At 58.2% G+C, this 26,854-nt stretch carries 24 protein-coding genes; 6 read left to right on the top strand and 18 right to left on the bottom strand.

The window, feature by feature from the left end; translation table 11 throughout:
• The 4 genes from AXW11_RS17555 to AXW11_RS17540 all read right to left on the bottom strand — a co-directional run.
• Positions 1-491: esterase/lipase family protein (locus AXW11_RS17555; RefSeq protein ID WP_286792509.1), on the bottom strand; the 491-nt coding region annotated here is incomplete at its 3' end.
• Positions 492-645: 154 nt separating this feature from the next.
• Positions 646-969 (bottom strand): DUF3301 domain-containing protein, encoded by a 324-nt coding sequence (locus AXW11_RS17550; protein ID WP_007155520.1) that lies wholly within the window; start codon positions 967-969, stop codon positions 646-648.
• Positions 966-4,049, bottom strand: a complete 3,084-nt coding sequence (locus AXW11_RS17545; protein ID WP_075194238.1) for an efflux RND transporter permease subunit — start codon at positions 4,047-4,049, stop codon at positions 966-968. The genes AXW11_RS17550 and AXW11_RS17545 overlap by 4 nt, the downstream gene beginning before the upstream one ends.
• Positions 4,049-5,149 carry an efflux RND transporter periplasmic adaptor subunit gene (locus tag AXW11_RS17540; RefSeq protein ID WP_036211014.1) on the bottom strand — a complete coding sequence of 367 codons (1,101 nt, stop codon included), beginning with the start codon at positions 5,147-5,149 and terminating at the stop codon, positions 4,049-4,051. The genes AXW11_RS17545 and AXW11_RS17540 overlap by 1 nt, the downstream gene beginning before the upstream one ends.
• Before the next feature lie 314 nt (positions 5,150-5,463).
• Here AXW11_RS17540 and AXW11_RS17535 point away from each other — a divergent pair, with 314 nt between their 5' ends.
• A complete protein-coding gene (locus tag AXW11_RS17535; protein WP_085678804.1) occupies positions 5,464-5,976 on the top strand; it encodes a DnaJ domain-containing protein in 513 nt (170 codons plus the stop codon).
• Between the two features lie 6 nt (positions 5,977-5,982).
• Here the strand turns inward: AXW11_RS17535 and AXW11_RS17530 are convergent, their stop codons facing one another.
• On the bottom strand, positions 5,983-6,768 hold the full coding sequence (locus tag AXW11_RS17530; RefSeq protein WP_041332536.1) for a secretin N-terminal domain-containing protein: 786 nt from the start codon (positions 6,766-6,768) through the stop codon (positions 5,983-5,985).
• A gap of 361 nt (positions 6,769-7,129) precedes the next feature.
• Between AXW11_RS17530 and AXW11_RS17525 the strand changes: the two genes are divergently transcribed.
• A complete protein-coding gene (locus AXW11_RS17525; RefSeq protein ID WP_041332537.1) occupies positions 7,130-8,188 on the top strand; it encodes a 3-deoxy-7-phosphoheptulonate synthase in 1,059 nt (352 codons plus the stop codon).
• A 148-nt stretch (positions 8,189-8,336) separates the two neighbouring features.
• On the opposite strand, the gene AXW11_RS17520 is transcribed toward AXW11_RS17525, so the two are convergent.
• The gene (locus AXW11_RS17520; RefSeq protein WP_091642462.1) at positions 8,337-9,002 is read right to left on the bottom strand and encodes a LysE family translocator; all 666 of its coding nucleotides are present in this window, start codon (positions 9,000-9,002) and stop codon (positions 8,337-8,339) included.
• Positions 9,003-9,176: 174 nt separating this feature from the next.
• On the opposite strand from AXW11_RS17520, the gene AXW11_RS17515 reads away from it, so the two are divergent.
• The gene (locus AXW11_RS17515; protein ID WP_041332538.1) at positions 9,177-10,619 is read left to right on the top strand and encodes a dihydrolipoyl dehydrogenase; all 1,443 of its coding nucleotides are present in this window, start codon (positions 9,177-9,179) and stop codon (positions 10,617-10,619) included.
• A 20-nt stretch (positions 10,620-10,639) separates the two neighbouring features.
• Here AXW11_RS17515 and AXW11_RS17510 read toward each other — a convergent pair whose 3' ends face one another.
• Positions 10,640-10,915 (bottom strand): DUF2061 domain-containing protein, encoded by a 276-nt coding sequence (locus tag AXW11_RS17510; protein ID WP_051947074.1) that lies wholly within the window; start codon positions 10,913-10,915, stop codon positions 10,640-10,642.
• A 227-nt stretch (positions 10,916-11,142) separates the two neighbouring features.
• Between AXW11_RS17510 and AXW11_RS17505 the strand changes: the two genes are divergently transcribed.
• Together AXW11_RS17505 and AXW11_RS17500 are read left to right on the top strand one after the other, a co-directional pair.
• Positions 11,143-11,616 carry a Dps family protein gene (locus AXW11_RS17505; protein WP_036211032.1) on the top strand — a complete coding sequence of 158 codons (474 nt, stop codon included), beginning with the start codon at positions 11,143-11,145 and terminating at the stop codon, positions 11,614-11,616.
• A 181-nt stretch (positions 11,617-11,797) separates the two neighbouring features.
• Positions 11,798-13,501 carry a choice-of-anchor I family protein gene (locus AXW11_RS17500; protein ID WP_091642459.1) on the top strand — a complete coding sequence of 568 codons (1,704 nt, stop codon included), beginning with the start codon at positions 11,798-11,800 and terminating at the stop codon, positions 13,499-13,501.
• A gap of 60 nt (positions 13,502-13,561) precedes the next feature.
• Here AXW11_RS17500 and AXW11_RS17495 read toward each other — a convergent pair whose 3' ends face one another.
• From AXW11_RS17495 to AXW11_RS17465, 7 genes are all read right to left on the bottom strand, one after another.
• Positions 13,562-14,692: an NAD(P)/FAD-dependent oxidoreductase gene (locus AXW11_RS17495; protein WP_036211038.1), complete on the bottom strand. Its 1,131-nt coding sequence runs from the start codon at positions 14,690-14,692 to the stop codon at positions 13,562-13,564.
• 2 nt (positions 14,693-14,694) lie between these two features.
• Positions 14,695-16,014 carry an SAM-dependent methyltransferase gene (locus tag AXW11_RS17490; protein WP_041332539.1) on the bottom strand — a complete coding sequence of 440 codons (1,320 nt, stop codon included), beginning with the start codon at positions 16,012-16,014 and terminating at the stop codon, positions 14,695-14,697.
• 283 nt (positions 16,015-16,297) lie between these two features.
• Entirely contained in the window at positions 16,298-17,593 is a 1,296-nt protein-coding gene (locus AXW11_RS17485) for a TRAP transporter large permease (protein WP_036211044.1), read from the bottom strand.
• Positions 17,590-18,135 carry a TRAP transporter small permease subunit gene (locus tag AXW11_RS17480; protein ID WP_041332540.1) on the bottom strand — a complete coding sequence of 182 codons (546 nt, stop codon included), beginning with the start codon at positions 18,133-18,135 and terminating at the stop codon, positions 17,590-17,592. The genes AXW11_RS17485 and AXW11_RS17480 overlap by 4 nt, the downstream gene beginning before the upstream one ends.
• Positions 18,136-18,235: 100 nt before the next feature.
• A complete protein-coding gene (locus AXW11_RS17475) occupies positions 18,236-19,312 on the bottom strand; it encodes a TRAP transporter substrate-binding protein (protein WP_036211050.1) in 1,077 nt (358 codons plus the stop codon).
• A 182-nt stretch (positions 19,313-19,494) separates the two neighbouring features.
• Positions 19,495-20,556, bottom strand: coding sequence for a PA0069 family radical SAM protein (locus AXW11_RS17470; RefSeq protein ID WP_075194244.1), 1,062 nt, complete (start codon positions 20,554-20,556; stop codon positions 19,495-19,497).
• Between the two features lie 85 nt (positions 20,557-20,641).
• Positions 20,642-21,106: a hypothetical protein gene (locus AXW11_RS17465; protein WP_041332541.1), complete on the bottom strand. Its 465-nt coding sequence runs from the start codon at positions 21,104-21,106 to the stop codon at positions 20,642-20,644.
• Positions 21,107-21,298: 192 nt separating this feature from the next.
• On the opposite strand from AXW11_RS17465, the gene AXW11_RS17460 reads away from it, so the two are divergent.
• Positions 21,299-22,372 (top strand): beta-N-acetylglucosaminidase domain-containing protein, encoded by a 1,074-nt coding sequence (locus AXW11_RS17460; protein ID WP_041332542.1) that lies wholly within the window; start codon positions 21,299-21,301, stop codon positions 22,370-22,372.
• Positions 22,373-22,386: 14 nt separating this feature from the next.
• Here the strand turns inward: AXW11_RS17460 and AXW11_RS17455 are convergent, their stop codons facing one another.
• The 4 genes from AXW11_RS17455 to AXW11_RS17440 form a co-directional block, all read right to left on the bottom strand.
• Positions 22,387-23,094 (bottom strand): SIMPL domain-containing protein, encoded by a 708-nt coding sequence (locus tag AXW11_RS17455; protein WP_041336401.1) that lies wholly within the window; start codon positions 23,092-23,094, stop codon positions 22,387-22,389.
• An 82-nt stretch (positions 23,095-23,176) separates the two neighbouring features.
• Entirely contained in the window at positions 23,177-24,916 is a 1,740-nt protein-coding gene (locus AXW11_RS17450; RefSeq protein WP_041332543.1) for a PTS fructose-like transporter subunit IIB, read from the bottom strand.
• Positions 24,913-25,914 (bottom strand): 1-phosphofructokinase, encoded by a 1,002-nt coding sequence (gene pfkB / locus AXW11_RS17445; RefSeq protein WP_091642456.1) that lies wholly within the window; start codon positions 25,912-25,914, stop codon positions 24,913-24,915. The genes AXW11_RS17450 and pfkB overlap by 4 nt, the downstream gene beginning before the upstream one ends.
• Positions 25,914-26,854, bottom strand: a 941-nt coding sequence (locus tag AXW11_RS17440) for a phosphoenolpyruvate--protein phosphotransferase (protein ID WP_353743721.1), incomplete at its 5' end; no start/stop codon positions are given. The genes pfkB and AXW11_RS17440, both read right to left, overlap by 1 nt.

The following is a 26,854-nucleotide window of genomic DNA, read 5'->3' as shown; positions in this document are numbered from 1 at the left end:
TTGACCAGATCGCCAAGCGCGTTGGCAATGGCGCCGGCTCCACCTTCGACATAGCTGCCGGGTGGAATGATTCCCCGCGCGACGTCCGCGACTTTTGAGCCTTTGTTGACGCCATTGATCGATGTTACCGAGGCAACTTTGTGGGGAATAAGCGAGGCGGTCACGCGGGAGGTGGGCGCGCCCTGGCTGTGGGCCATGATGTTGACCTTCGAATGCCCAAGCCCGTTGATGTAGTTGGCGAGTTGCTGGCCACGCTGCTCGCTGCTGTTCACAAAGGACACACTGGCGGAATATACCCGGGCGCCGCTGCGCTCAAGGTTCCAGGGAACGTTGTGGAAGTAATTGATCAAGCCACCGATGGTGTTGAAACCGGTCACACCGTGGACCAGAACGATGGGATGCTTTGTTTTGGTATAGCTGGCATGGCTGAGTGTGGGTGCTGCAAGCACGGCACAGCTCATGATCACCGCGAAAGTGATGAGTTTACGCATGGTTGACTCCTGTTGTTTTTGTGAGAAAGCACACCCTGTGAGGGCCGCTTTTTGTCGCCAATGCGTGGAGGATTATTTGCGATTGGGGCGGGAGTAAGAATCGCCCATTTGGGGGAGGTGATCTGTCGCGTCTACGGGGGGATGTGCCCGGAGGTTAGAGGTCCGGGCCGAAACGGTGGGGGTCCAGCTCCATATGGATGATGCGAGGGCCGAGCATGATGATTCTGCCGAGGTAGCGTTCCTCTCCGGTTGATGTGAATTCAAACAGGAAGCGGCGCCACACCCGGGTACGGCCGTTGTCGTCACGCTTGAACCATACGCCACGCAGGTACACGGCGTCGTCCAGCAGCATCACATCCATTTTCTTGCAGTAGTTCCTGGCTGCCTGAAGCACAAAGTCCTTGATGGCCTTGGCCCGCCACCAGTACCAGGTGGCGAAGCCGGCTACAAACAGCCAGAAGAGCGTTCCGAGGGTCACTGGGCGTGAGCCGTATTCCCAGTGCTGCCATTTGCGTCGTCATCCGCCGTGGAGCCGTGGTGGTCACGGCCCAGGAGGATGTAGAACGCGGGCAACACGAAAATGGTGAACAGCGTACCGATGCCCAGGCCTGCACTGATGGTCAGGCCGATGGCGAACCGGCTTTCCGCGCCCGGGCCTACTGCAATCAACAGTGGAACCATGGCGAAGATCAGCGCCAGGGAGGTCATGACGATCGGGCGCAGACGGATGGCCGCCGCTTCCACGACTGCCTCGCGCTTGTTCAGGCCCTTGTCCACCTGCAGCTGGTTGGCAAACTCCACGATCAGTATCCCGTTCTTGGACACGACACCGATGAGGGTGATCAGGCCCACCTGCGTGTAGATGTTCATGGTGGCAAAGCCGAGCACAATGAAGGCCATGGCCCCAGCCACCGACATCGGTACTGATACAAGGATGATGAACGGGTCGCGCCAGCTTTCGAACTGGGCTGCCAGCACCAGGTAGATCACCAGCAATGACAGGAAGAAGGTAACCACCAATGCGCTACCCTGATTCGCGAACTGACGCGATTCCCCGGTGTAGTCGAACGAGAAACCCTGCGGGAAACTGTCTGCGGCGGCATTCTCCATGAAGGCCATGGCATCGCCCACTGTCACGCCCGGCGTCACAACGCCCTGCAGGGTCAATGAGTTCAACTGGTTGAACTGGGTGCGTTGTGACGGCTCCACGTCTTTCTGGAAGCTGATGACGCTTGATAGCGGAACCAGGCTGCCGCTGTCGGCACGAATGTAATAGTCATTGAGCGCCTGCTCGTCCAGGCGGAAATCCTGGTCGACCTGGGGAATGACCTGATAGGAGCGGCCCTGCATGTTGAAGCGGTTGATGTAGCCGCCGCCCAGCATGCTGGACATGGCACGGCCAACGTCCTGCATCGACAGCCCAAGATCCGCCACCCGGTCACGGTCGACGTTGATGCGGGTAACCGGGCGGTCAAAGTCGATGGATTTCTGCAGGAACATGAAGTTGCCGCTTTGCATGGCCTGTCCGAGCAGGTCATTGGCAACGTCATTCAGGCGCTCGTAGTCCTCGCCCGTGGTGATCACAAACTGGAATGGCAGGCCGCCACCGGAACCCGGAAGGGAAGGTCTGGGGAAAACGGCGGTCTGCAGGCCGGTGACGTTTTTCAGTTCCTGGTCAAGCTGTGGCTGAACCTCGAACTGGCTGATGTCACGCTCGGACCAGGGCTTCATCTTGAAGCCGCCGAACACGGCGTTTGGCCCGGTAATGCCGAGAATCATGAAATCCTCATGGTAGCCGGGTACCGTCGACATGCGCTCCTGCACCTCATCTCCGTGTTCCTGGAGATAGTCGAGGGTGGACGTCTGGGGACCAAGCCCCTGATAGAACAGGATGCCCTGGTCTTCAGTGGGTGCCAGCTCGTTCTGGCTCATGGCCACCATGAAATAAATCGATCCCAGCACCACGATGGCGAAGAAAATCACCACGGACTTGGTGTCCATCAATGACGCAAGAGCACGTTTGTACCCATTGGCCAGGCCGCCGAAGGAGCGCTCCACGACCTGCTCGAACCGCCCTGGATTGCCGTGGGGCTTGAGGATCTTGCCGGACAGCATTGGCGACAGGGTCAGTGCCACGATGCCGGAAATAACGACGGTGCCGGCCAGGGTAAATGCGAACTCGGTGAACAGTGAGCCAACCAGTCCGCCCATGAAGCCGATTGGGGCATAGACCGCCACCAGGGTTGTGGTCATGGCGATGATCGGTGTTGCCATTTCGCGGGCACCGTTCAGGGCCGCGTTGAAGCGGGACTCGCCCTCTTCAATGTGGCGGTGGACGTTTTCCACCATGATGATCGCGTCGTCCACGACAAGACCGATGGCGAGTACCATCGACAGCAGTGTCAGCAGGTTCAGTGAGAAACCCATCATCAGCATGAAAAAAGCGCCGCCAACCAGAGACAGAGGCACCGCCACGGACGGAACCACGGCTGCCCTGACTGAGCCCAGGCAGATGAAGACCACCACCAGAACGATAACCAGCGCCTCCAGCAGTGTCTGGATAACCTCTTTAATCGAACTGTCGATAAAGTCGGACGCATCGTAGGCCAGGCGGACATTCATGCCGGAAGGCAGTTGGCTTTCAATCCCCGGAAGTTCATCTTTGACCAGCTTTGCAACCGTCAACGGGTTAGCGCCGGGTGACAGTTCAATGGCTACGTAGGTTGCTGGCTGGCCCTTGTACAGGGCCAACTGATCGTAGGTCTCGGAGCCCAGTTCAACGCGGGCAATGTCCCGCAGGCGGATCAGTGAGCCGTCGGATTCCTTGACCACCAGATCCTTGAACTGCTCCGGATCACCGACGTCGGTGTCGCTGGTCATGCTGATCTTGGTGTATTTGCCCTTGGTGTTGCCTACCGCCGCCTGATAGTTGTTGCGCAGCAGTACATCCACCACTTCCTGAGGAGTCATATCGACAGCGGACAGACGCTCTGGGTCCAGCCAGACCCGTAAGGCGAACTGGCGACCCAACAGGTCGGCCTTGCCCACGCCGGACAACGCCTGCAGCTTGGGCTGCACCACCCGCGTCAGGTAGTCCGTGATCTGGGGTACCTCCAGCTCATCGCTGTAAAAGGCGATGTACATCAGCGCGGTGGAATCGCCGGTTGTGGAGGTTATTACCGGGTCCTGCGCATCGGCGGGCAGCACGTTGCGCTGACTGGCCACTTTTGCCTGAATCTCGGCCAGCGCTGCGTTGGCGTCGTAGTTCAGCACCATCTTGGCTTCAATGGTGGATTGCCCCTGGGAACTTGTGGACGTGAGGTAGTCGATGCCACTGGCTTCAGCGATGGCCTGCTGCAATGGTGTGGTGATGAACCCTTTTACCAGCTCAGAGCCAGCGCCGGGGTAGGCGGTTGTCACCGTGACGGTGGTGCTTTCAAGTTCCGGGTACTGACGGATTTCCATCTCCATCGCTGCCCGGGCCCCGAGCAGCAGGATCAGCAGGCTGACCACCGTCGCCAGGACGGGGCGCTGTATGAATATGTCGGTGAAACGCATTACTTGGACGCCTCCGCCGGCTGCTCATCTTCCTGGACTTCAACGCGCTGGCCAGCCCTCAATCTCAGCAGGCCCTTGGCGACGACCTGCTCACCTTCCTTCAGGCCTTCGAGCACCGCAACGCGACTGTTCCGGGTATTGCCGGTCTGGACGGTGCGACGATTGACGACCAATTCACCGTCATCATTCTCTTCGACAACAAACACGAAATCGCCGTAGGTGTTGTAGGAAATGGCGGTTCTCGGCACGGTGACAACCTCCTGATCCTGGGGTTGCCTGGTTGCGACCGTGGCGAACATGCCCGGGCGAAGCTGGTTCTCCTCGTTGCCAAGCGTGGCACGAATCCGGACGGTACGGGTTTGCGGATTAACCGACGTGTTGATGGCGCTGACCTGGCCGGCAAAATCACTGTCGGGGATGGCCGCGACGGTCGCCACTACGTCGTAGCCCTGTTGCACCATGGGCAGGTCTTTTTCCGAGAGAGTGTAATCCACGTAGATCGGATCGAGCATGTTGATTTCGACGATCGGCGTACCGGTACCAATGTATTCGCCCTGATCCACCAGACGGAGGCCAAGCTTGCCGTCAAAAGGCGCGCGGATGATTTTCTTGCTCAACTGGGCTTCGGCTTCATTGACCCTTGCCCGTGCTGCGTCGAAATTGGCCTTGGCTTCATCGTACTGGGATTGCGACACGGCGCGCTTGGGAAGCAGGTCGGACACCCGCTTGAACTCCTGCTCCGCGAGCTGTGCCTCGGCACGGCGTGTGCGCAATGCGGCTTCATCAATGGCGGCGTCCAGGCGGATCAGGATGTCGCCTTTTTTCACCGTATCACCTGACTCGAACGCAATGTTCTCAACCACACCGGGAACTTCGTTCGCCACTTCAATACCATTGATGGCTTCAACGCTGCCAACGGCTTTGATCTCAGGTGTCCACATCTCGGTGCTGGCCATGGTCGCGGAAATTTTCGCCGGCGGCTGTGGCTGGGAAAATTGTTCCTGCATCTGGCCGAACTGGTAGAACTTGTAACCAAAAATGCCGCCGAGCACGACACCGAGAAAGATGAGTACAATCAGGAAGCGGGAGGCAGTGCGCATAATTCAGGTCCTGGGTCGTATGTCCGTTACAGGTAATCGTGTTAGCTTTGCAGGCTCCTGATCCCGTAGGGATGGAGTTGCCCGGCTCGCCGGGGGCTGTGTTGGCAAGGACTCGTCAACAAACCGTAAAGAATAGCATCCTATACAAGCGAGAGGGTTGCTGTCACTGATTTGTCAGTGAAAATGCGTACAATTACTGCGCTCCAGGCGCCTTCGCCTGCCTTGTCCAGGCGGGTCCGGGAGCTCGTCCCGTTCACTAGGTTGCCAAACAAGAATGACAGATTTACGACTCGGTCATCTATAAGGATTGGCGAATGCAATGGATTCTTGGTATTGCACTGGCGGCAGCCGTATTTATTGTGCTGAAACAGTGGGGCGCGTTATCGCCGGAGAAGAAGAAGGCCGCCACCTGGAAAGTCGTGTTGGTGGCTGGTGCCGCGGTGCTTCTATTCATGGTGTTGACGGGGCGGGTGCATGTGCTGACCGCCGCCGTGGCCGCCCTATTACCACTACTGAGAAAACTGCCAGCCTTATTGAAGTTTGCCCCAACGGTCAGCCGCCTGTTCGGGCAGAACCGTCAGAGTGGGTTTGGTAATGACGACACCGCCACCCAGCATCAGCGCAGGCAACAGAGTGCCAGTTCCGGAAATATGTCTGTCAGCGAAGCCTGTGAGGTTCTGGGGGTTGCGCCAGACTGCACAGACGACGAGATTGTGCAGTCGCATCGACGTTTGATCCAGAAGCTCCATCCCGATCGAGGCGGTAACGATTACCTGGCCGCAAAGATCAACGAAGCCAAGAGTGTCTTGCTGAAACGCCGTGCCTGACCGGCCTTAAAGAACCTCAACCTTTACCTCGAAGGTCTGATTCTGGCGGCGACTGTTCCCAGTTTGGTAGGTGATGCCGGACTGCTCACCTGCTCGCTGTTGGCGCGTGCTGCCGAGTTCCACCCATTCACCGGGTTCTACCCGACGTATTGTCATCACCGCCTCGGTGTCGTAGCCGGGCGGGTTGCCCTTCGGGTCTTCCTCAAAAGAAACGATGTTCAGTTCGACCGCCTGATCTGAAATCACCTGCGGACTGACCAGGAAGCCGCTTCGGGTTTCGACCTGTCCCAGAAACGCCGCTGGATTACGGCCCCCGCGGATGGCGACCGGTACGGTGCGGACCTGGCCAGAGGCAATATGAGCGGATTGCCCATCCTGAACGATCAGCGTGCGTTCCTGATTCCGCCGTGTCGTGGTGACCTTGCGTTCTGCCTGTACGCTGACCTGGTTGTTGTTGACGGAAAACCCGCCGCCACCGGTTTTGGCATCCACGTTGTGTCGGGAACGAACCGTAATGCGCATCTGTGAGGGGGCGACGTCCATGGTCTCCACCAGCCTGCCGATTTCATCCAGCACCTCTGGTTCACCACGAACCACCATTTGCTGTCCGCGAGCGGTGATCGACACCTGGCCATCCGGATAAAGTTCGCGGATCTGTTGCGCCACACCCTCTGCGGAGCGCTGTGCCATCTGGTAAGTACGGGCCTCAGGCGCCGCTGCTAGAGCGCCTGAAAAAAGCAGCAGGATCAGCAATAAAGAAAGCGTGGGCCGACAATTCATCGCTGTGTTCATGAGTGACTCCGGGACTGGTAGGGCCGCAATACCTGCAAAAAACCGAATTTACGGGTTGCAAAGCCGGAAACCGGGGATATATATTGGAAAGCATGAAGACGACACACGCGACCTGTCAATTGAATGTTCTGCAAGCTTTCGGTGAAAAATCGATCGCTGCGGTCGCTGCTGTGTTTTTTTGGTGGTTTGGTTATGGCTATTTTAGTCAGAGCCCGGGCCGCCCATAAGATCTTCATCGACCGAATAACGAGGAAGGCAGCCCGGCAGAAACCCAGGCTGCCACCGGACTCAAAAAGCCCCGACTGGTAGCCACCAGCCGGGGCTTTTTTGATTCTGACACAGGGAAACGGGAACACTGACCATGAACATGTCGCTGAACATCGAGACACTGAACGAGACCCAGCAGCCATCAGAGGCTGAGCCGGGAACCCGGGAAGTGCCGCTGCCGACACCAGCCGAACTGCGAGCCAGCCTGCCGGTTCCTGCTCACATTCAGGCGCGGATTCGCCAGCACCGGGATGCTATTCGCCGGATACTCAACCGCGAGGACCCGAGAACGCTGGTGGTCGTTGGCCCTTGCTCCATCCACGACGAAGTGGCGGCATTGGAGTATGGCGAGAAACTCAAAGCACTGGCGGATGATGTCAGCGACCGTTTTCTGATTGTGATGCGTACCTACCTCGAAAAACCCCGAACCACCGTTGGCTGGAAAGGCCTGCTCTATGACCCGGAGCGCACTGGCAGCGGAAACCTCAACGAAGGCCTGCTGCGTTCCCGGCGCCTGCTGTTGAACCTGTCAGACATGGGCCTGCCATTGGCCACGGAAGCCCTGAGCCCGTTCGCCATGGATTACCTTGGTGACCTCGTTAGTTGGACCGCCATCGGTGCCCGCACCACTGAGTCCCAGGTTCACCGTGAAATGGTCAGCGGCCTGCCGATGCCGACCGGTTTCAAGAACGGCACCGACGGCAGCATTGGCGTTGCCATCAACGCCATGAAATCAGCGGCCCATCCCCATCACCGGTTCGGCATAGGCAGTCATGGCGCACCCGCGATGATTACCACCGAGGGCAACCCTGATACACACTTGGTATTAAGGGGCGGGCGAGGTATTACAAACTACGATGCTGAGAGTGTTCGCGAGGCCGTGGATGCTTTGTCCAGCGCAGGTGTTTCTGCTTCGGTGATGGTCGATTGCAGTCATGATAACGCTCAAAAGCAATCATCGCGGCAACTGGAGATAGCGAAGGAAGTCATGTTCCAGAAGCGGTCGGGTAACCGAAATATTGTTGGATTGATGCTGGAAAGTTTTCTTGAAGAAGGGCGTCAAAATGACAGCGACGATTTAATTTACGGATGTTCCCTAACGGATCCCTGCATTGGCTGGAAGCAAACGGAAGAATTGCTCAGATCGATTTAACGGGAGATATCACCCAGTTCCGATGTGCCGGGCGGGTAGCCTTGGTCAGGACCGTGGAGCGCCAGGGATGGCGCGACCGAGCCCCACATGGACGTGCTTGTGGGCGTGTCCTGGCCAAGGCTACCCGCCTGGCTCAGGCAATCGGCTCTCAGTCCTGGCCGGGGTTAAGGGCCTCGCCCCCGTCCCCAGACACTGTTGAAAACAGCAACTGCCCCGCCAGTAACAACAGAACGCCCCCCATCAGCCGGTCAAGCCAATAGCCGAAACGGTTAAACCCCCTGCGGATCTGCGGCAGGGTGAAGAATACCGCCACGGCCATGAACCACAGGCCGGTGGCCACTGCCATATAGACGCCATAAGCCGTTTGAATCGCAATCGGCGTACCCGGGCTGATGATCACGGAAAAGAGTGATACGAAGAACAGCGTGGCTTTCGGGTTCAGGGTATTGGTCAGAAAACCCAGCCGATAGGCCGCGAAACCGCTTTGCCGACCACCGTTTTCCGTTTCGACATGAATGCCGCCGGCTTTCGAGCGCAGGCACTGTATCGCGATCCAGGTGAGGTAGAGGGCGCCAATCACTTTGAGAATACTGAACAGCACCAGTGACTGCTGGATAATCAGGCCAATGCCCAGCAGGGAATACCCCACGTGAATCAGAATTCCCGTGCCAATGCCGAAGGCCGTCAGCAGGGCGTTGCGACGGCTTTGGCACAGCGCCTGGCGAAGCATCACAGCAAAGTCTGGCCCTGGGCTGGCGACGGCCAGGAAATGAACGAGGGCGACGGTGATGAATTCCGGCCAGTAGTTGTGCATACCTTTTATCTCCAGGAAAGCTCCGTTACAGGGCGCCAGTCTAGAAGGCGCGGTTGAAAAAGTCCCGCGTCGAATGCTGCGATGTCTTTGGTTGGCAACTGAACGGTTTCCCGTATTCACTCCTATACTGAGGCAGAACCATGAATTTTGTAGGCGGTGAGGGGAGTTGTAGACGTGGAAAAACGCAAGGTGGATGTCGCTGTTATTGGCGCGGGTACCGCTGGCATGAGCGCCTATCGCGCTGCCCGCAAGCATACGGACAATATCGTTTTGATTGAAGGCGGTGCCTACGGTACCACCTGTGCCAGTGTCGGCTGTATGCCCAGCAAGCTTTTGATTGCTGCGGCCGACAGCGCCCATCAGTCGCGCAAGGCACCGATGTTTGGTGTTCACCCCGGTGATATCCGAATTGATGGCAAAGAGGTGATGGCGCGTGTCCGCAGGGAGCGGGACCGGTTCGTCAGCTTTGTGATAGAGGCGGTTGAGGGGTTTCCCGAGGCTCACCGGCTTCGCGGCCAGGCCCGTTTCCTGTCGCCTCACCGAATTGTTGTTGGAGAGAAGGTGGAAGTCGAGGCCGCCCGTGTGGTCATTGCCACCGGTTCCCGGCCGAACATCCCCGGCTTTCTCAAGGACGCCAAGGACCGACTGGTGGTGAATGATGACATTTTCGAGTGGGACGACCTGCCTGGGTCCGTCGCTGTGTTCGGTCCCGGCATAATTGGCCTGGAACTGGGGCAGGCGCTCAGTCGGCTGGGGGTTCGGGTGCGGATGTTTGGTGTCAGCGGAAGTCTTGGGCCGCTTCAGGAGGAAGCGATCCGCAACTACGCCCTGAAAACGTTTAATGACGAATTTCCGTTGGATACCCGCGCCAAGGTCCGGTCGGTTGAGCGAACGGACGACGGCGTGCGTATTCGTTTTTCGGGAGCGGATCGCAGTGAAACCACGGAAACTTTCGACTATCTATTGGCAGCCACGGGGCGTCGCCCCAATGTCGACAGTCTGGATATACAGAACGCGGATATTGCCGAGGATGACCATGGCTCACCGCTGTTCGATCATTACACGCTTCAGTGCGGTGACAGTCATATCTTTATCGCTGGAGATGCCAACAATGAGGTGCCACTGCTCCATGAGGCGGCTGATGAGGGGCGAATAGCCGGCGATAACGCGGCTCGGTATCCGGATGTGCGGGCCGGACTGCGCCGGGTGCCATTGGGCATCGTATTCACTGATCCACAGATTGCCACGGTGGGTATGACCCTCAACGAAGTCGATGAGCGTTGTAAGGGTGGTTATGCCGTTGGTGAGGTTTCTTTCGAAGGACAGGGGCGCAGCCGCGTTATTGGCGCTAATAAGGGCTTGTTGCATGTCTACGGTGAGCGGGGCAGTGGGTTATTTTTGGGCGCGGAGATGTTTGGCCCCGCAGCCGAACACATCGGACACTTGCTGGCCTGGGCTCTGCAGAAGCGCATGACGGTGAGCGAGATGCTGACCATGCCGTTCTACCACCCGGTAATTGAGGAAGGAGTTCGTACGGCATTGCGTGACCTCAACCGCAAGCTGGATATTGGGCCACAACCGATTGAGCATTGCCTGGATTGCGGCCCGGGTGGTTAGAGTCTGGGAAATGGCCCTGATCAGAAACTCCGGGCAACCGGGATTGCCTCCGCACCAGAGACGCCCCTTGCAATCTGCTGCTTCCGCGCCCATATCTTTTCATGAAAGAAGTAGGCCACCGTGTTAATCGCTGGTTCTACCATGGCAATCAGGCTGCCAATCAGTATGTCGCCGGTCAGCAGGTAAGCAACGGTAAAGGCCACGGTGAAGTGGGTAATGGCGAATGTGATGGTTTTCAGCAACGAGTTGTCACCCTTTGAACCATGGTCATGGAAAAACATCTTCAGGGCACTCATAGTCAGTCAGCTCCGCAAGTGCGATGGATATGGGTCCATTCAACAGCAATTGAGAATCGTTGTTAAATAAATAATATGCAGATTTTTGATAGCCCTTAGCTATTACTTGGTCTTGCCAAAGATTAGTAAGAGCTATCAAGAAGATTGGATAACTAAACTTTATCTATTCACGATTCCTGGTTAGATTAGCCACCAGTACATTCCGGTAACTGTCAAGGAGACACGTTATGAGCAAGAACTTTATTGGTCTGGACACTGAAAAGACCCAGAGCCTGGCGAACGCACTGAACGATCTGCTGTCCAACTACCAGATCTTCTACATGAACGTTCGTGGCTATCACTGGAACATCAAAGGTGACAACTTTTTCGAACTGCATGCCAAGTTTGAAGAGCTTTATGACGACCTGCTGTTGAAGATTGACGAGATAGCCGAGCGGGTGCTGACCCTCGGGCACAGGCCTGCACACGCCTACAGCACCTACATCGAAAAATCCGAGGTGCCTGAGCGAAAGGATGTGGCCGATGGTAAGGATGCTGTTGAAAACATCGTGGAGAGCTTCGCCAAGCTGATTGGTAAGCAGCGGGAGTTGCTTCACCTGGCTGGCGATGCGGACGACGAGGGCACCGTTGCGTTGATGAGCGACTACATCTCTCAGCAGGAAAAGACGGTATGGATGTACCGTAGCTACCTCGGCCAATAAAGCCCTTGAAGCTCTCAATCACTTGAGCAAGTGTTGATAATGGCGACCGCACGGTCGCCATTTTTTTGCTGATACCACCTTCCCTGAGCAGTTCTGACTTAAAAGTGACGCATTTCTGTCACCTCTTCTCCATAAAGTGTCGTGTACAACCACACGTGTAACGACAGAAGAAGAGGCAAACATGACATTCCAGAACTCACTCCTTACGGCAGCCATCCTCGCATCCACCCTGGGCCTGGCGGCCTGCGACGGTGATGACGGCGACGATGGCAGTACCGGTTCGCCCGGCACCAGCCAGACCCTGATTGAGCTGAATACCCTCGGCACCTATGCAAGTGGTGCTTTCGATGAAGGCGCAGCGGAAATCGTGGCTCACGATCCCGCCAACCAGCGTCTGTTTGTCATCAATGCCAACGATTCGACCGTGGACGTGCTGGACATCCAGGACCCGGAGATGCCGGTCAAGCTCAGCACCATTGATGCCACCGCCGAAGGTGCTTCTGCGAACAGCGTGGCGGTATACGGCGATCTCGTGGCCGTCGCCATTGAAGCCAACGTCAAGCAGGACAACGGCAAGGTGGTGTTCTATAACAGCACCGACCTGAACAAGGTGGGTGAAGTAGAGGCGGGCGCCCTGCCGGATATGCTGACGTTTACCCGCGATGGCCAGAAGCTCCTGGTGGCCAACGAGGGCGAACCCAGTGATGACTACAGTGTTGACCCGGAGGGTTCCGTTAGCATTGTTGACCTGTCCAACGGCGTGGCTGCGGCGACGGTCACCACGGCCGGGTTCGCCAGCTTCAACGGTCAGCTGGCCGAACTTATGGAACAGGGCCTGAGAGTGTTCGGGCCGGGCGCCACTCTGGCACAGGATCTGGAGCCGGAATACATAGCGATCTCTATCGACGGTGAAAAAGCCTGGGTCGCGATGCAGGAGGCAAATGCCGTTGCCGAACTGGACATCGCGGCCGGGGAGATTACCGCCATTATTCCGTTGGGTTTCAAGGATCACAGCATCATCGGCAACGAATTGGATGCCAGCAACGACGACAGCGGCATCAACATTCGCAACTGGCCGGTGAAAAGCATTTACCATCCGGATGCCATGACCAGCTACGGTTTTAACGGAAAAACCTATTACATCACCGCCAACGAGGGTGATTCCCGGGATTACGACGGCTTCAGTGAGGAATTCCGCGTCGCCGACCTGACGCTGGATGCCATGGCCTTCCCGAACGCTGCCGAGTTGCAGGAAGACGCTAACCTGGGACGCCTGAACGTCACATCCACCCTGGGTTTTGGCAATTCCTGCGCGCCCAGCGATCCTGCCAACGTCATTCTCGTGGGCGGTGAGTATGACCGGGGCTATGTGGAGAATAACTGTGTCTACAGTGAGCTCTACGCCTACGGTGCGCGTTCGTTTTCAATCTGGTCGGAAACCGGCGAGCGGGTCTTCGACAGCGGCAGTGAATTCGAGCGCATTACCGCGAGCCTGATCCCGGACAATTTCAACAGCAATAATGACGAAAATGCGTTCGACAACCGCTCCGACGATAAGGGACCAGAGCCTGAGGCGGTCACCGTGGGTACCATTAATGGCCAGACCTTTGCCTTTATCGGCCTTGAACGGGTTGGGGGCATCATGGTCTATAACGTGACCAATCCGCAGAACCCGGAATTCGTCCAGTACCTCAATAACCGCGACTTCTCTGCCTCCCAGACCGATCTTGAGAGTGGAATGGCGGGTGATCTTGGGCCCGAGGGGCTTGCCTTTATCGCTGCTGGGGACAGCCCCAATGGCAAGCCAATGTTAGCGGTAGGCAACGAGGTGAGTGGCACGACCACTCTGTATGGTATCGATGTGATTGAACTGGCCGCTGACTGACCGTCGGCGTGATAAGGAGAACCGGACCGGGTACTGCCCGATCCGGTTCTATACGTTCTCTCAACCCTGGGAGACCGTCGCCAGTGGTGGCACCTGCTGATGCAGGAACCATTTTTCGGTGACCACCTTGCGGGTAAACCAGTGAGACCGCATCAGGGTACTGGCCAATGGCATTTTGACCCAGTCCGGCACTTGCCAGCCCTCATCCTGAGGCATGGCGCGATTACCAAAACGGCTGGCAATAGCTTCGCCGTAGGCCTGCAGTGCCTGGGCGGAATAATCCTCCTGGTCGCGAATAATGTCTGCCGCCATCAACGCAGACTCGATGGCAGGGCGAATACCCTCGCCGCTCTGGGTGTAGGCCAAGCCGGCGGAATCCCCGATCAACAGCAGGCCGTCATCGGCCAGTTGTCTCTCCGCGTGGGCGTATAGCAGGTAGGCATGACCTTTGAACTTGCCCGGTAAATCGGCCGGTATGCGTCCTTCGGATTTCATTTCCTCCACGAAGGCGTTGAGGTGCTCGGTCAGTTTGTGATTGTCTTCCCGGCCAAGGCCGATATTGAGGAAATTACCTTTTCGGAACACCCAGGCATAGCCCTTCAGGTCGCGGCAGAACCAGAGCTCGGGGGTGTCGCCACGAGCTTCGCACACCTCGGCCTGTTGAGGCGTCATCTCGAATTCCACCTCTTTGGCCGCCACTACGACTTCGTGGCTGCCGGGGCCGTCTCCCATCAGCTTCGCCACCGGGCAGAAATGGCCCCCGGCACCTACGATCAGGGGCGCCTCCCAGGTATCGTTGATCACCCAGTTGCCATCGCGACGAACAATGGACTTGACCGGTGTGTTCAGTTGCTTCGGCACGGCTGTCCTGTCCAGAAGAAACGCATCGAACTCGCAGCGTCGTATGCCGTAGCTGACAATCTCACCGTGGTCATTTTCCACCGCCGATTGCCCCATCATGCCTATACGGAACCGCCGGATGGGCTGAAGGGTTCGTCCGGTGCCGTAGTGGTTGATGTCGATATCGAGACTGTCCATCACCGCAGGAGTAACCCAGCCGGCGCAGGTCTTGTCCCGAGGAAAGTCCTGCTTATCGATTACCAGAATGCGTTTGCCGCTGTCCTGCAGTGCGTGGGCGAGGGTGGAGCCGGCAGGCCCGGCACCTACGATAATCAGGTCGTAGTAGTCCATGATTATGCCTCCGGAGCTGCGGGGGACGAATAGATGTCCTGGCGGTTTTGTGGCAGCTGGTTGTTCCCGCCATGGGTGAAGACCACCTGGAACAGTTGCAGTGACCCGGCGCGGAAGGCGGCTATGGAGCCGGCGAGGTACATTTCCCAGGCCCGGGCAAAGTGCCCGTCGTACATTTCTGTGACCTTGTCCATGTTGCTTCTGAACCGTTCCATCCAGTGGGTCAGCGTCTGTGCGTAGTGCAGTCTGAGATTTTCGACATCCAGCACCGAAAAGTCGCTGTGTTCGCAGATACCCATGAACTCAGAGATACTCGGTGGGTAAGCACCCGGAAAGATGCGTTTCTCGATCCAGGCGTTCATCAGCATGGGCCGGTTGCGGCCGATGCTGTGCAGTAACGCCAGGCCGTCCGGCTTCAGGGAACGACTGATAAGCTCCGACAGCGCCAGGTAATTGTCCTTGCCGACATGCTCCAGCATGCCGATGGACACAAAGGCGTCGTATTGGCCGCTGATGTTGCGATAGTCGTCTTCAACGTACTCAATCAGGTGGTCCAGCTGCTGACGCCTGGCTTCTTCCCGAGCGTACGTCAGCTGTTCTTTCGAGATGTTGTAGGAATGTACCTTCACGCCGTAATTCCGGGCCATATAACGCGCCAGACCACCCCAGCCACAGCCGGCTTCCACAACCGTCATGCCGGGTTTCAGTCGTAACTTGCGGCAAACGTGCTCCAGCTTGGCCAGTTGGGCCTGTTCCAGGGTCAAATCCGGCGTTTCGTAATAGGCGCAGGTGTACTGCATTTCGGCATGATCCAGCCAGAGCCGGTAAAATTCGTTGCCCAGATCGTAATGGTGGTGAATGTTCTCCCGGGCTTCAGAAACGCCAGTAGAGCGGGGGTTATGGTTGCGCCACAGGGCTTCCAGCCATTTGGGCCATTTCTGCCTTGCGTTGTGAATTGAGCGGTAAAGTGTCTCCATCAGCTCCGAAAGGTCGCCATCTACCTGCAGTCTGCCTGCACTGTATAGATCTCCAAACGCCAGGTTGGGGTTGGTAACCAGCGTAAACAGCGCCTTGGGGTCTGTCAGTTTGAGCGTAAAGCGGGCATGGCCTTCTTCAGGGTCAATGAATTCGTTGTTCCACAACTGGAACCGTAGCGGCGGTGACCCGGCCATGCGCATCAGCTTGGCGATCAGCCAGCGTTCATAACTGTGAGGCTCACGGTCCGCCTGCTGCTCTTCCAGGGGCAACGTCAGGACGTGAGGCCTGTCCTCCGGTCGGTCGTTGGTGGACGCTGGGGGCTTCCGGGCGGTGCTTTGGCTCATGGATACATATCTCCCTTTTTCAGCTGGTTAATCACGGACTGAGGTCGGCGGGCTTGGCCGACAGTGATTCAGCATCAGGGCGTGTCCCGATATCACAACTGAGAATCGCCTGCTTCGTCTTTAGTATAGAAAACAAGCGTGTTTTGTCATATCCCCCCACACACCAAAGAATGGAGGGTTGCTATTGGGGCATTAGGTAAAAGGGGTAAAAGCGGGAATGGCGGGCAAAAAAACCGGGGCTGCAAGGCCCCGGCTTGTCGGTGTGCTGTCGGCTGCGCCGACGTCAGTAGGTCGAGCTCATGCCAAACCATTCCGGGAAAATGACGATCATCGCCAGCACCAGTACCTGCATCAGGATAAACGGTAGTACCCCTTTGTAGATATCGGTGGTCTGTACACCGGGTGGTGATACGCCTTTGAGATAGAACAGACTGAACCCGAATGGGGGCGTCAGGAAACTGGTTTGCAGGTTCATGGCAATCAGAATCGCGAACCACAGCATGTTGATGCCCATGGCTTCCGCCACCGGTGCCAGGATCGGCACGATGATGAACGAAATTTCCACGAAGTCGATGAAGAAGCCCAGCACCAGGATGACCAGCATGGCCAGGATAATGAAGCCCCATTTTTCGCCGGGAAGCTGCAGTAGCCATTCTTCCAGCAGGTAATCGCCACCGGTGTAGCTGAACACCATCGAGAATGCGGTTGCACCGACGAGGATGGCGAACACCATGGCAGTGACCTTCACCGTGTCCTTTGAGGCATCCCACACCATCTTGAAGGAGAACTGGCGGTAAATGATGGCCAGCACCACGGCGCCGACACCACCGAGCGCCGAAGATTCCGTGGGGGTGGCAATACCGGCAAAGATGGAGCCCAGTACGACGATGATCAACGCCAGCGGCGGGATAATCGCCAGCAGCGCTGCACGGATTTCCTTGCCCCGTGACAGTCCGCTGTCATCCGGCATGGCGGGGCCGGTTTCAGGCTTGAAGCGGGTGAGAACAAGGATGTAGATGATGTACAGACCGACCAGCACCACACCTGGGATAACGGCTGCCCTGAAGAGGTCGCCAACCGGGAGCCCGAGCACGTCGCCAAGGATAATCAGGATAATCGAAGGCGGTACGATCTGGCCCAGTGTGCCGGACGCACAGATAGTGCCCGTTGCAAGCCGCTTGTCGTAGTTATGGGCCAGCATCACGGGGAGAGAGATCAGACCCATGGCTACCACACTGGCACCGACGACGCCCGTTGATGCGGCGAGCAGGGCACCTACCAGGATGGTGGAAATGGCCAGGCCCCCTGGCAATCCACCGAACAGGCGGCCCATGGAGGTCAGCAATTGCTCGGCCAGCCGGGTGCGTTGCAGCACTACACCCATGAAGATGAACAACGGCACCGCCATCAACACCGTGTTCTGCATGACGCTCATAATGCGATAGGGCATGAAAGCGAACAGATCCATGCCTTCGGCATAGATCCCGAAAAACAGGGCAACGCCGCCAAAGGTAAAGGCAACCGGGAAGCCCAGCATCAGCAGGAGGAGGGCGGCTCCGAACATAATCATACCGATCATGCGAGACCCTCCGCGCCGTGCTTGGGCTCATAGGTCTTGTCGCCGGAGATAACCCGTATTGCGAAGGTCACCATGTTGAACCCGGCGATACCGGTAAACACCGCGGAAATCGGGATCACGCTCTTGATCACCCAGCGATGGGGTAGCCCACCCGGGTCGCCGCTGCCTTCGCCCATGCTGTAGGACTCAACGGCAAAATCGTAACCGTAGTTCCAGATCAGGTAGGAAAAGGGGATGACAAAGATAACAGCACCAACGATGTTGACCCAGGCCTTGGTCTTGTCACGCCAGCGGGTGTAGAAAACGTCTACGCGAACATGGCCGTCCGTGCGCAATGCGTAGGGGATGCCCAGCAGGAACACCACGGAATAGAGATGCCACTCCATTTCCTGCATACCGATCGAAACTTCATTGAAAGCGTAGCGGGCTACTACGTCGTAGAAGACGTTACCGGCCATCAGAATCATTGCGGCACAGGCCACCCAGCCGCAAAAAATGGACAGGGTGGCCAGGCCCTCGTCCAGCTTGATAATCCAACGCATTGATTGTCCTCCGCCAGCGAGCCGGCGATTTTTCAATTGCTATAAACGACAAAACCGGGATCACTGCTAGAGCGATCCCGGCTCAGTTACTGCCGATATGTTACTCGACTTCTGCCATCGTGTTTAGGTAGGCCCGCTCGGAAATGTCCGTGTAGGCCCGGCTCTTCTCAAGATATTCCTGTTGGGATTTTACAATCTTTGCGGCTTGCTCATTGTTCGCTGCCGCTTCTTTCAGGAGTTTCTCGTTGGCCTCGTGCATGGCCTGGAATATTTCCTCAGGGAATTTCTTGATCTGTACGTTCGGGTACTCTTCCTTGATGTTGGCCCAGGCTTCTGCGTTTGCGTGCTGAGAGTGAACCAGCATGTCGTAGGAGGCTGTGCGCATGGCGACGCGCATGATTTCACGAAGGTCGGCTGGCAGTTCTTCCCATACCTTCTTGTTCACCAGGAACTGCAGCTCCGTGGCGGGCTCGTGCCAGCCAGTGTAGTAATAGTCCGCAATTTGCTGGAAACCGAGACGCAGATCCAGGGAAGGACCAACCCACTCAACCGCGTCAATGGTGTTGCGTTCCAGGGCTGTGTAAAGCTCGCCCGGTGGGATGTTGGTCGGATTAACGCCTACTTCTGCAAACACCTCACCGGCGAAGCCAGGAATACGCATCTTCAGGCCCTGCAGGTCTTCGAGAGTGTTGATTTCCTTGCGAAACCAGCCGCCCATCTGAACGCCGGTGTTGCCACCCGGGAACGACAGCATATTGTGAGGCTCGTAAACCTCCTGCATCAGTTCCATACCACCGCCGTGGTAGAACCAGGCGTATTGTTCCATCGCGTTCATGCCGAAAGGCATGCTTGTGAAGAACAGGGTGTTGGGTACTTTGCCTTTCCAGTAGTAGGACGCGGAATGACCCATGTCGTACTGGCCGGCCTTGACCATATCAAAGACACCGAAGGGCGCTTTGTGCTTGTTTGACGAGTCGATGCGGACCTTCAGGCGGCCGTCGGACATTTTTTCGACAGTTTCAGCGAACCGTTTGGTGGTGTCACCGAAAATCGGGAAGTTGGGCCCCCAGGTCTCGGCCAGGCGCAGGGTAAACGTGTCTTGAGCGAGGGCTTGTGTGGAAGCAAAGGTAGTTGCTACAGCCAGCACAGCCGCGGATAGAACAGAACGGATCTTCATTGCTCTTCTAGCCTCTTTTGTCGTTGTTGTGTTGAGAGCCTCTCCCTCTGTCTGGGAAAGTAACTCCTAATTCTAGTTCAAGTTATCAACAAACGTTAAGAAACGGAACGAAAAACCCGCCTCTGTACGACCTAGGTCTTACGACTTTCTCCCGCTGGTCAGCATGAGGTAATGTTTCCGGTCTAGAACAATCCGATCTGCTCACCCGCAGGACGCCTGAAGAGGTCGCTTCTAAGGGGCTCTGCCTGATGAAGGTTCAGGCCCAGTTGCCTTGCGCGCTTTGCGAAGCGCTGGCGGACAAGATCTGCGTAGGGGCCCGTTCCTGTCATTCTGCGCCCGAACTGGGCATCGTAACTTTTGCCACCCCGCAAATCGCGCATGCGATTCATCACATGACTGGCCCGGTCTGGAAAGTGCCGCTGCAACCAGTCCTGGAACAGCTCATCCAGTTCCAGCGGCAGGCGAAGCATGATCCAGCTTGCCCGTTCCGCACCTGCCTCTGCTGCGACCCCCAGAATGCTCTCAATTTCATGATCGTTGATGAACGGGATAACCGGCCCCAGGATGATGCCCGTTGGTACGCCGGCAGCGGCCAGCTCACGGATGACTTTCAGGCGTGTCGCCGGCGCTGCAGTGCGAGGTTCCATCTGGCGCTTCAGGGTATTGTCCAGGGTGGTTAAGCTGACCCGAACGGAACACAGGCCCTGATGTGCCAGTTCTGACAGCAGGTCCAGGTCCCTCAGAATCAGTGCCCCCTTGGTGATAATGGACACCGGATGGCGATACTCGACCAACACCTTGAGGACGTCGCGGGTAATTTCCCGGTGCTTCTCAACCGGCTGATAGGCATCGGTGTTCACGCCAAGGGCAATTGGCGACACACGGTAGCCGGGTTTATCGAGCTCCCTTCGAAGCTGTTCCGCAGCATTGGGTTTGGCGATCAGCCGGGTTTCGAAGTCCAGCCCCGGCGACATGTCCCAGTACGCATGGGTAGGCCGGGCAAAGCAGTATATGCACGCATGCTCGCAACCCCGGTACGGGTTTATGGACTGGTCGAACGGCACATCCGGCGACTGGTTCCGGCTGATAATCGTACGCACCTGTTCATCCACCACTTCGGTTGCCAGTGAGTCAGGGCAGGTATCATCAGCGGGGTCCTGATACCAGCCATCATCGTATTGGCGGTCCGTCACTATGGGCTGGAAGCGGTTCTGTGGGTTGAGGGGTGTCGCGCGAGTCTTCATGGGGGAAACTCCCGATACTGTTTATATATACAGTACTATCGGTGACTCGCGATTTCCAGTTTTCATGTACAGAGAGTGGAAGAATTCAGACATCATCCATCATGCCAATCTGCCTCGCCAGCCTCATGGCTTCGTTCTCCTCCATGGCGCGTAGGGATTCAGCGAGTTCTTTCGCTTCCGGAATCTCTGCCTTGCCGGCCAGGCTGTCATACAGGTCGATCAGCTGATCATGGAAGTCGAACACCTCACGAACAATGCTGTCGAAGTCGAGACTGGCGTAATGATCATCGCAGGTGCGGTGGGTTTTGATGGCCTTGTGTTCGTCGTTCAGGTAGTCGTAGAGCCTTGTTTTCAAAGCCCTTGAATCGGCCTGTTTCTCGAACTCCGCCGTGATGCGCTCGAGTTCGGCCTCATGGTCCGCCAGATACGTCAGCAGTGCCCGGGCTCGCTCCTCCTTGTTCTTTGTTGAGCACTCCGACAAACATCGGGACAGGTGGGCGTGGAGCTCGCGAGCCCACTCAATCAGGTCTTCAAAGCTTTTAATGTCCATTTGCCAGGCTCCTTATCCACATGGGTAATCGGAGAGCGGATGTGAATCGTCACTACTCATCACTACTCATCACTACATCATCAGTACGAGAAGTCTAGCCGACATTGCTAAACTTGTCCGGTGACCCCCACGGCCTGATGAGATACCCTCTGGACGGTAAACCATCTGTGTACTCGCGAAATGGAAACGCCCATGGCAGAGCAACCCCCACTGGGAATCATTGAAGGCTTCTATGGCCCTTTGTGGAGCTGGGAAGAGCGTCGGCAGCTGGTTGCGGCACTGGCTCCCCATGGTTATCGGAACTATTGGTACGCACCCAAGGCGGATGCTTTTCTCAGGCGCCGGTGGAACGAGCCGCATCCGCAAGCGGAGGCCGATGAGCTGGCTGATTTCGCCCGGTTTTGTGGCAGTCACGGAGTCCGGTTCGGCATTGGCCTGAGCCCGTTCGAGGTGTTCAACAATTTCGATGACTCGGCGAAAACCGCGCTGACGCAAAAACTGGCAGCGTTTGATCAGTTGGGTATCACCGATCTGGCGATCCTGTTTGATGACATGAAAAGCGATACACCGGAACTGGCGGCCCGACAGGCGGAGATCATTCACTGGGTGGCAGAACGCAGTACAGCGGACCAACTGACCGTCTGCCCCAGCTACTACTCCGATGATCCGGTGCTGGACCGGGTGTTCGGTCCTCGTCCCGAGCATTACCTGGAAGATCTAGGCAAGGCACTGGACCCGTCCGTGCAGGTGTTCTGGACGGGCGAGGAGGTGTGTTCGCGGGAGATATCGCCGGGCCATCTGCAGCGTGTTTCAGAAGCACTGGGGCGCAAGCCGGTGCTGTGGGATAACTACCCGGTGAACGACGGTGACCGTATGTCCCGGCATCTGCACCTGCGGGCATTTACCGGCCGGCCGGCGGCCAACGGCCCGTATCTCTCTGGCCATGCCATTAATCCCGCGTTACAGCCAACGCTCACTGCGATTCCGGCCATCACCCTGGCCCGTAGCTACGAACAGGGGCCCGGCTACCAGTATGGCAAGGCCTTCCAGCTGGCCGCCGAGGAAGTGTTGGGCAAAGAGTTGGCGCAGCAGGTACAGGCCGATCTGCTCCTGTTGCAGGATGCCGGCTTGCACAGGCTCAGTACCGAACGCCATCAGGCGCTGACGGAATGTTATGGCCACTTTGATCACCCGGCCGCTAGGGAAATCCTGCATTGGCTGGCTGGCCGCTATCAGGTTACCGATGAAATGGTGCAGACCCAGTAACTGGCGGCAGTCGCCTAATTTAGATAATACTCAACCGTAGTCACTACCCTAACGGTTTTTATCGGCTGCTGGCCCTCGCTGACGCCGGGGGCCTGGTCGCGGGCCAGGATCTGGAACACGCCCTGATTGGCGCGGCGCAGGTTCCCCAATTCAGTTTTTGCATCCCTGGCAAACTGTGCGGCGGCCTCGCGGGCGGCGGCGGTGGCCTCGGCAATCATCTCGGGTTTGATGTCGTTCAACCGGTTAAACAGGTAAGTCGGCCCGCCTGGGCCATAATCGGATGACAGAATGACGCCGGAATCCACCAGTTCACTGACAGACTGCGCGGCCTGGCGAATGCGATCGATGTCGTCGCTGCGAACCATCAGGGTCTGGTTGATGATGAACTTCTGGCCGTTGCTTTCCTGGTAGGGATTGGCGCGGGTGTCCGTAACGTCCAGGCGTTGCAGTTCCGCTGCGTCTGTGTCGATGGCTTGCAGCTTGAGGAAGGCCATAATGGCTTCGCGGCTGCTGCGGGCCTTCTCGCGGGCTTCGTCCAGGCTGTTGCCGGTAGCGACGAAACGCAGGGGCCAGAGTGCGAGGTCCGCCTGCACCTCCCGTTCCGCAACGCCCTTGACGGTGACGAAACGGTCTCCGGTGCGTAGCCCGGTCAGGCCGTTGGCGATGAGTGACGCGGAAACAATGGCGGCAATCGCCAGGATCAGGGTAGACAGAATTTTCATCACGGCGTCCTTGTGTGTGGATCTGGCGGATACCATCGCCGCAAATACCGGGGGCGTCAAGCGCCCCCGGAGGGGAGGTCTGCTAAGAGGAGGCGGTTGCCACCTCGGCCTTGCCGGTCTTGATCATGGCGTAGCCAAACCCGATTACCAGCGAACCGATGGCAATGGCGGCCACATAGGGCAGTACTGTGCTTACCGCGTTGGGAATGGCGAGCACGAACAGACCGCCATGGGGTGCCATGAGCTTGACAGTGAACAGCATGGACAGGGCGCCCGTGATGGCGCCCCCCACCATGCACACCGGAATCACGCGCAGTGGGTCTTTGGCCATGAAGGGGATCGCACCTTCGGAGATAAAGCACAGCCCCAGTACGAAGGAGGCCCGCCCGGCCTGCCGTTCGGCCTCTGCAAACTTGGCGCGGGCAATAAAGCTCGCCACACCCATGCCGATGGCGGGCACCATGCCCGCGGCCATGATCGCCGCCATGGGGGCCGAACCACCGCTGCCTTCCGAGAGTAAACCGACACCGAAGGTATAGGCGGCCTTGTTCACCGGCCCACCCAGGTCAAAGCACATCATGGCTCCGAGAATACCGCCCAGCAGGATGGCGTTGGTGGTGCCCATGCCTTCCAGGAAGTTGGTCAGCCCATCCATCAGGGCGGCGGCGGGTTCGCCGATCACGTAGATCATGGCCAGGCCGGTGACCAGGCTGGCCAGCAGCGGAATGATCAGGATGGGTTTGAGGGATTCGATGCTCTCGGGCATTGGCAGCTTCTGGCTGATGAAACGGGCGACGTAGCCCGCCAGGAAGCCCGCGATGATGCCGCCCAGGAAGCCTGCGCCAAGGGTGCTGGCCAGGTAGCCGCCAATCATTCCCGGCGCCAGGCCCGGCCGGTCGGCGATGGACCAGGCGATATAGCCGGCCAACAGGGGAATCATCAACTGGAAGGCGGTGCCGCCGCCGATCTGCATCAACGCGGCTGCCAGGGTGCCCTCCTCTTCAAACGCGTCAATGCCGAACACGAATGACAGGGCGATCAGCAGGCCGCCGGCTACCACCATGGGCAGCATGAAGGATACGCCCGTCAGCAAATGCTTGTAGGGGCCGCGTTTCTCGCCACCACCTCCTGAGGTCGCTTTTTTCTGGCCTTCCTCGACAGAGGCATTGGTCATGGCGTCATCAATGGTGGGCCCCGGTTTTTTCAGGGCGCTGCCGGTGGACGTACGCCAGAGTCGTTTGCCGGCAAAACGGCTCGGGTCCACTTCGATATCGCAGGCCAGGATCACCACATCCGCCGCCTCGATTTCCTCGGCGGTCAGAGGGTCCTGTGCGCCCACGGAGCCCTGGGTCTCCACACGGATCTGGTGGCCAACCGCGGTCGCGGCGGCGGTCAGGGCTTCTGCCGCCATAAACGTGTGGGCGACACCGGTGGGGCAGGCGGTGACGGCGACAATGCGTTTGCCTGCGTTACCTGAGGTGGCAGGCTCGGGCTGTGAAGCATCTGTTGGTTGATAGGGCTCGGCCTGCTTTTCGGCCTGGTCCAGAATCGACGCGGGATCGGGCAGGGCGGCCGTTACCGGGACCTGATAGAGGCGTTTGCCGGCGTAGGCGTTCAGGTCCGTTGGTGTTCCTGTTGCGGCAACGACCAGGTCCGCCGAGGCGATGACATCCTCGGCCAGGGACGACAGTGGTTGCTGCGGGCTGCGAATGTCTGTTCTGGCTTCCCAGCCTTTTTGCTGCGCGGCCCGTTCCAGAGCCCGGGCCGCCAGGAAGCTGGTGGCCACGCCCTGAGGGCAGGCGGTTACAATGATCAGTTTCATGATGGTATCTCCCCATTGTTGTTGTGCCCGGGCCAGGGGGTGACGGAGGTGAAGGAGGTGAAGGAGGTGAAGAGAGTGACGCGGGTTTGCTGAATCAGTTGGATAAAGTCGTCGGCCATTGGATCGCCAACGCCAATGTGTCGAACGCACTCGGCCGACAGCGCGGTGGCGGTTGACAGCACCTGTTCCGGGTGATGATGTTCGAGCAAGCCGTGAATCATTCCGGCCAGCAAAGTGTCGCCGGCGCAGACCGTGCTCGTGGCGGTCACGGGCGGTGGCAACGCTTGCCAGTTACCCTTCGGCGACAGCCAGAGCACGCCTTTTTCGCCCATGGAAATCACCACATTGGCGATGCCGGTGGCCTGAAGTGAGCGACCTGCCTCGGCGATGGCGTCCAGGCTCTCCAAAGGGTGCCCGGCCCATTCGGCCAGCTCTTCCGTATTGGGCTTGATGCCGTCTGGCAGCGCCTTAAGCCCGGCTGTGAGGCCTGCGCCGCTGGTATCCAGCCACACCGGGATGTCTGCTTCGCGAGCCAGGGTGACCAGTTCCGCCAGTGCCTCGGGCTGAAAGCCGCCGGGCAGGCTGCCAGCAATGGCAACGGCATCGAACCTGTTCTTCAAGTTACCCAGGCGTGCCTTTAATCGGTCCAGGGCATCCGCGGGTACGTCAAATCCGGGCCCGTTCAGATCGGTCACACGACCATCGCCCTCGGCAATTTTCACGTTAATGCGATTCTGCCCGGGGATGCGGACAAAGTGGTCTGCCAGGATGTCAGACGAGAACAGGCGATCGAAGGGTGCGGCGTTGATCTCTCCCAGCAGTCCGGACACGGTCACGGTATGGCCGAGACGTGACAGCACACGGCCCAGGTTAATGCCTTTGCCGGCAGCCTCCAGACGTGTGGACCGAGAGCGGTTCACGTTACCCAGCCGGATTGAGTCGGTCTCGGCATTTAGGTCCAGCGCCGGGTTCAGGGTGATGGTGAGTACCCGGGCCATTACAGTGTCTCCAGGGCGTCGCGCACTTCGGCTGCGGTGGCCTTGCCCAGCGCCAGTTTCGCCTGTTCACGGGCGTGTTCGCGGCTAAGCCCGCGGATACAGGCTTTGACTAGTGGCACTCGCCGGCTGGTCACCGACAGCTCGTCCACATCCAGACCCAGCAGTACCGGAATAGCCTGTGGGTCGGAGGCCAGCTCGCCACAGATACCCACCCAGCGTTGGTGAGCATGGGCGGCTTCGACGGTCATGCGGATCAGTTGCAGTACCGAGGGGTGCAACCCGTCGGACTCGGCCGAAAGCTGGCCGTGGCCACGGTCGATAGCCAGGGTGTACTGGGTGAGGTCATTGGTGCCTACCGAGAAGAAATCCACTTCCGGTGCCAGGGTGTGGGCCAACAGGGCACAGGAGGGCACTTCAATCATCACGCCCACCTGCAGGCCCTGGCAGGGAATCTCGGCGCGGACCCGTTCGACGATGGCCTTGGCCGCGCGAAGCTCTTCCAGGTCCTTGACCATGGGAAACATGATTCGCAGTGGGCGGTTGTCGGCAGCCGTCAGCAGCGCGCGCACCTGGGTTTCGAGGATTTCCGGTCGCGTCAGTGACAGGCGAATACCGCGCAGCCCAAGGAAGGGGTTGTCCTCGTGGGGAAGGGGCCAGTAATCCAGGGGCTTGTCACCACCCACATCGAGGGTGCGTGCGACCAGTGGCAGGCCGTTGAGGGCGTCGAAGGCATGGCGATATTCCTTCACCTGGGTGTCCAGGTCAGGCGCGTCCGGATGCTCCATAAAAACGAATTCGGTGCGCAGCAGGCCAATGCCATCGGCGCCCCGGTCGACAGCATCCGGGGTGTGGGCGGTGTTGCCAAGGTTGGCGCATACGTCGATGGTGTGGCCATCGGTGGTGGTGGCTGGCTCGTTCCGGCACTCGTGGGCGTCCGCCT

The sequence above is a fragment of the Marinobacter sp. Hex_13 genome (assembly GCF_001566815.1).
GTDB lineage: Bacteria > Pseudomonadota > Gammaproteobacteria > Pseudomonadales > Oleiphilaceae > Marinobacter > Marinobacter salarius.
This window is presented reverse-complemented; position numbering and strand designations above follow the sequence as displayed.

Coding starts and splice junctions, on each gene's coding strand:
- AXW11_RS17545 (WP_075194238.1), bottom strand. CDS start 4,049: ATGCGTTTCACCGACATATTCATACAGCGCCCCGTCCTGGCGACGGTG.
- AXW11_RS17540 (WP_036211014.1), bottom strand. CDS start 5,149: ATGCGCACTGCCTCCCGCTTCCTGATTGTACTCATCTTTCTCGGTGTC.
- AXW11_RS17535 (WP_085678804.1), top strand. CDS start 5,464: ATGCAATGGATTCTTGGTATTGCACTGGCGGCAGCCGTATTTATTGTG.
- AXW11_RS17530 (WP_041332536.1), bottom strand. CDS start 6,768: ATGAACACAGCGATGAATTGTCGGCCCACGCTTTCTTTATTGCTGATC.
- AXW11_RS17525 (WP_041332537.1), top strand. CDS start 7,130: ATGAACATGTCGCTGAACATCGAGACACTGAACGAGACCCAGCAGCCA.
- AXW11_RS17520 (WP_091642462.1), bottom strand. CDS start 9,002: ATGCACAACTACTGGCCGGAATTCATCACCGTCGCCCTCGTTCATTTC.
- AXW11_RS17510 (WP_051947074.1), bottom strand. CDS start 10,915: ATGAGTGCCCTGAAGATGTTTTTCCATGACCATGGTTCAAAGGGTGAC.
- AXW11_RS17505 (WP_036211032.1), top strand. CDS start 11,143: ATGAGCAAGAACTTTATTGGTCTGGACACTGAAAAGACCCAGAGCCTG.
- AXW11_RS17500 (WP_091642459.1), top strand. CDS start 11,798: ATGACATTCCAGAACTCACTCCTTACGGCAGCCATCCTCGCATCCACC.
- AXW11_RS17495 (WP_036211038.1), bottom strand. CDS start 14,692: ATGGACTACTACGACCTGATTATCGTAGGTGCCGGGCCTGCCGGCTCC.
- AXW11_RS17490 (WP_041332539.1), bottom strand. CDS start 16,014: ATGAGCCAAAGCACCGCCCGGAAGCCCCCAGCGTCCACCAACGACCGA.
- AXW11_RS17485 (WP_036211044.1), bottom strand. CDS start 17,593: ATGATCGGTATGATTATGTTCGGAGCCGCCCTCCTCCTGCTGATGCTG.
- AXW11_RS17480 (WP_041332540.1), bottom strand. CDS start 18,135: ATGCGTTGGATTATCAAGCTGGACGAGGGCCTGGCCACCCTGTCCATT.
- AXW11_RS17475 (WP_036211050.1), bottom strand. CDS start 19,312: ATGAAGATCCGTTCTGTTCTATCCGCGGCTGTGCTGGCTGTAGCAACT.
- AXW11_RS17470 (WP_075194244.1), bottom strand. CDS start 20,556: ATGAAGACTCGCGCGACACCCCTCAACCCACAGAACCGCTTCCAGCCC.
- AXW11_RS17465 (WP_041332541.1), bottom strand. CDS start 21,106: ATGGACATTAAAAGCTTTGAAGACCTGATTGAGTGGGCTCGCGAGCTC.
- AXW11_RS17460 (WP_041332542.1), top strand. CDS start 21,299: ATGGCAGAGCAACCCCCACTGGGAATCATTGAAGGCTTCTATGGCCCT.
- AXW11_RS17455 (WP_041336401.1), bottom strand. CDS start 23,094: ATGAAAATTCTGTCTACCCTGATCCTGGCGATTGCCGCCATTGTTTCC.
- AXW11_RS17450 (WP_041332543.1), bottom strand. CDS start 24,916: ATGAAACTGATCATTGTAACCGCCTGCCCTCAGGGCGTGGCCACCAGC.
- pfkB (WP_091642456.1), bottom strand. CDS start 25,914: ATGGCCCGGGTACTCACCATCACCCTGAACCCGGCGCTGGACCTAAAT.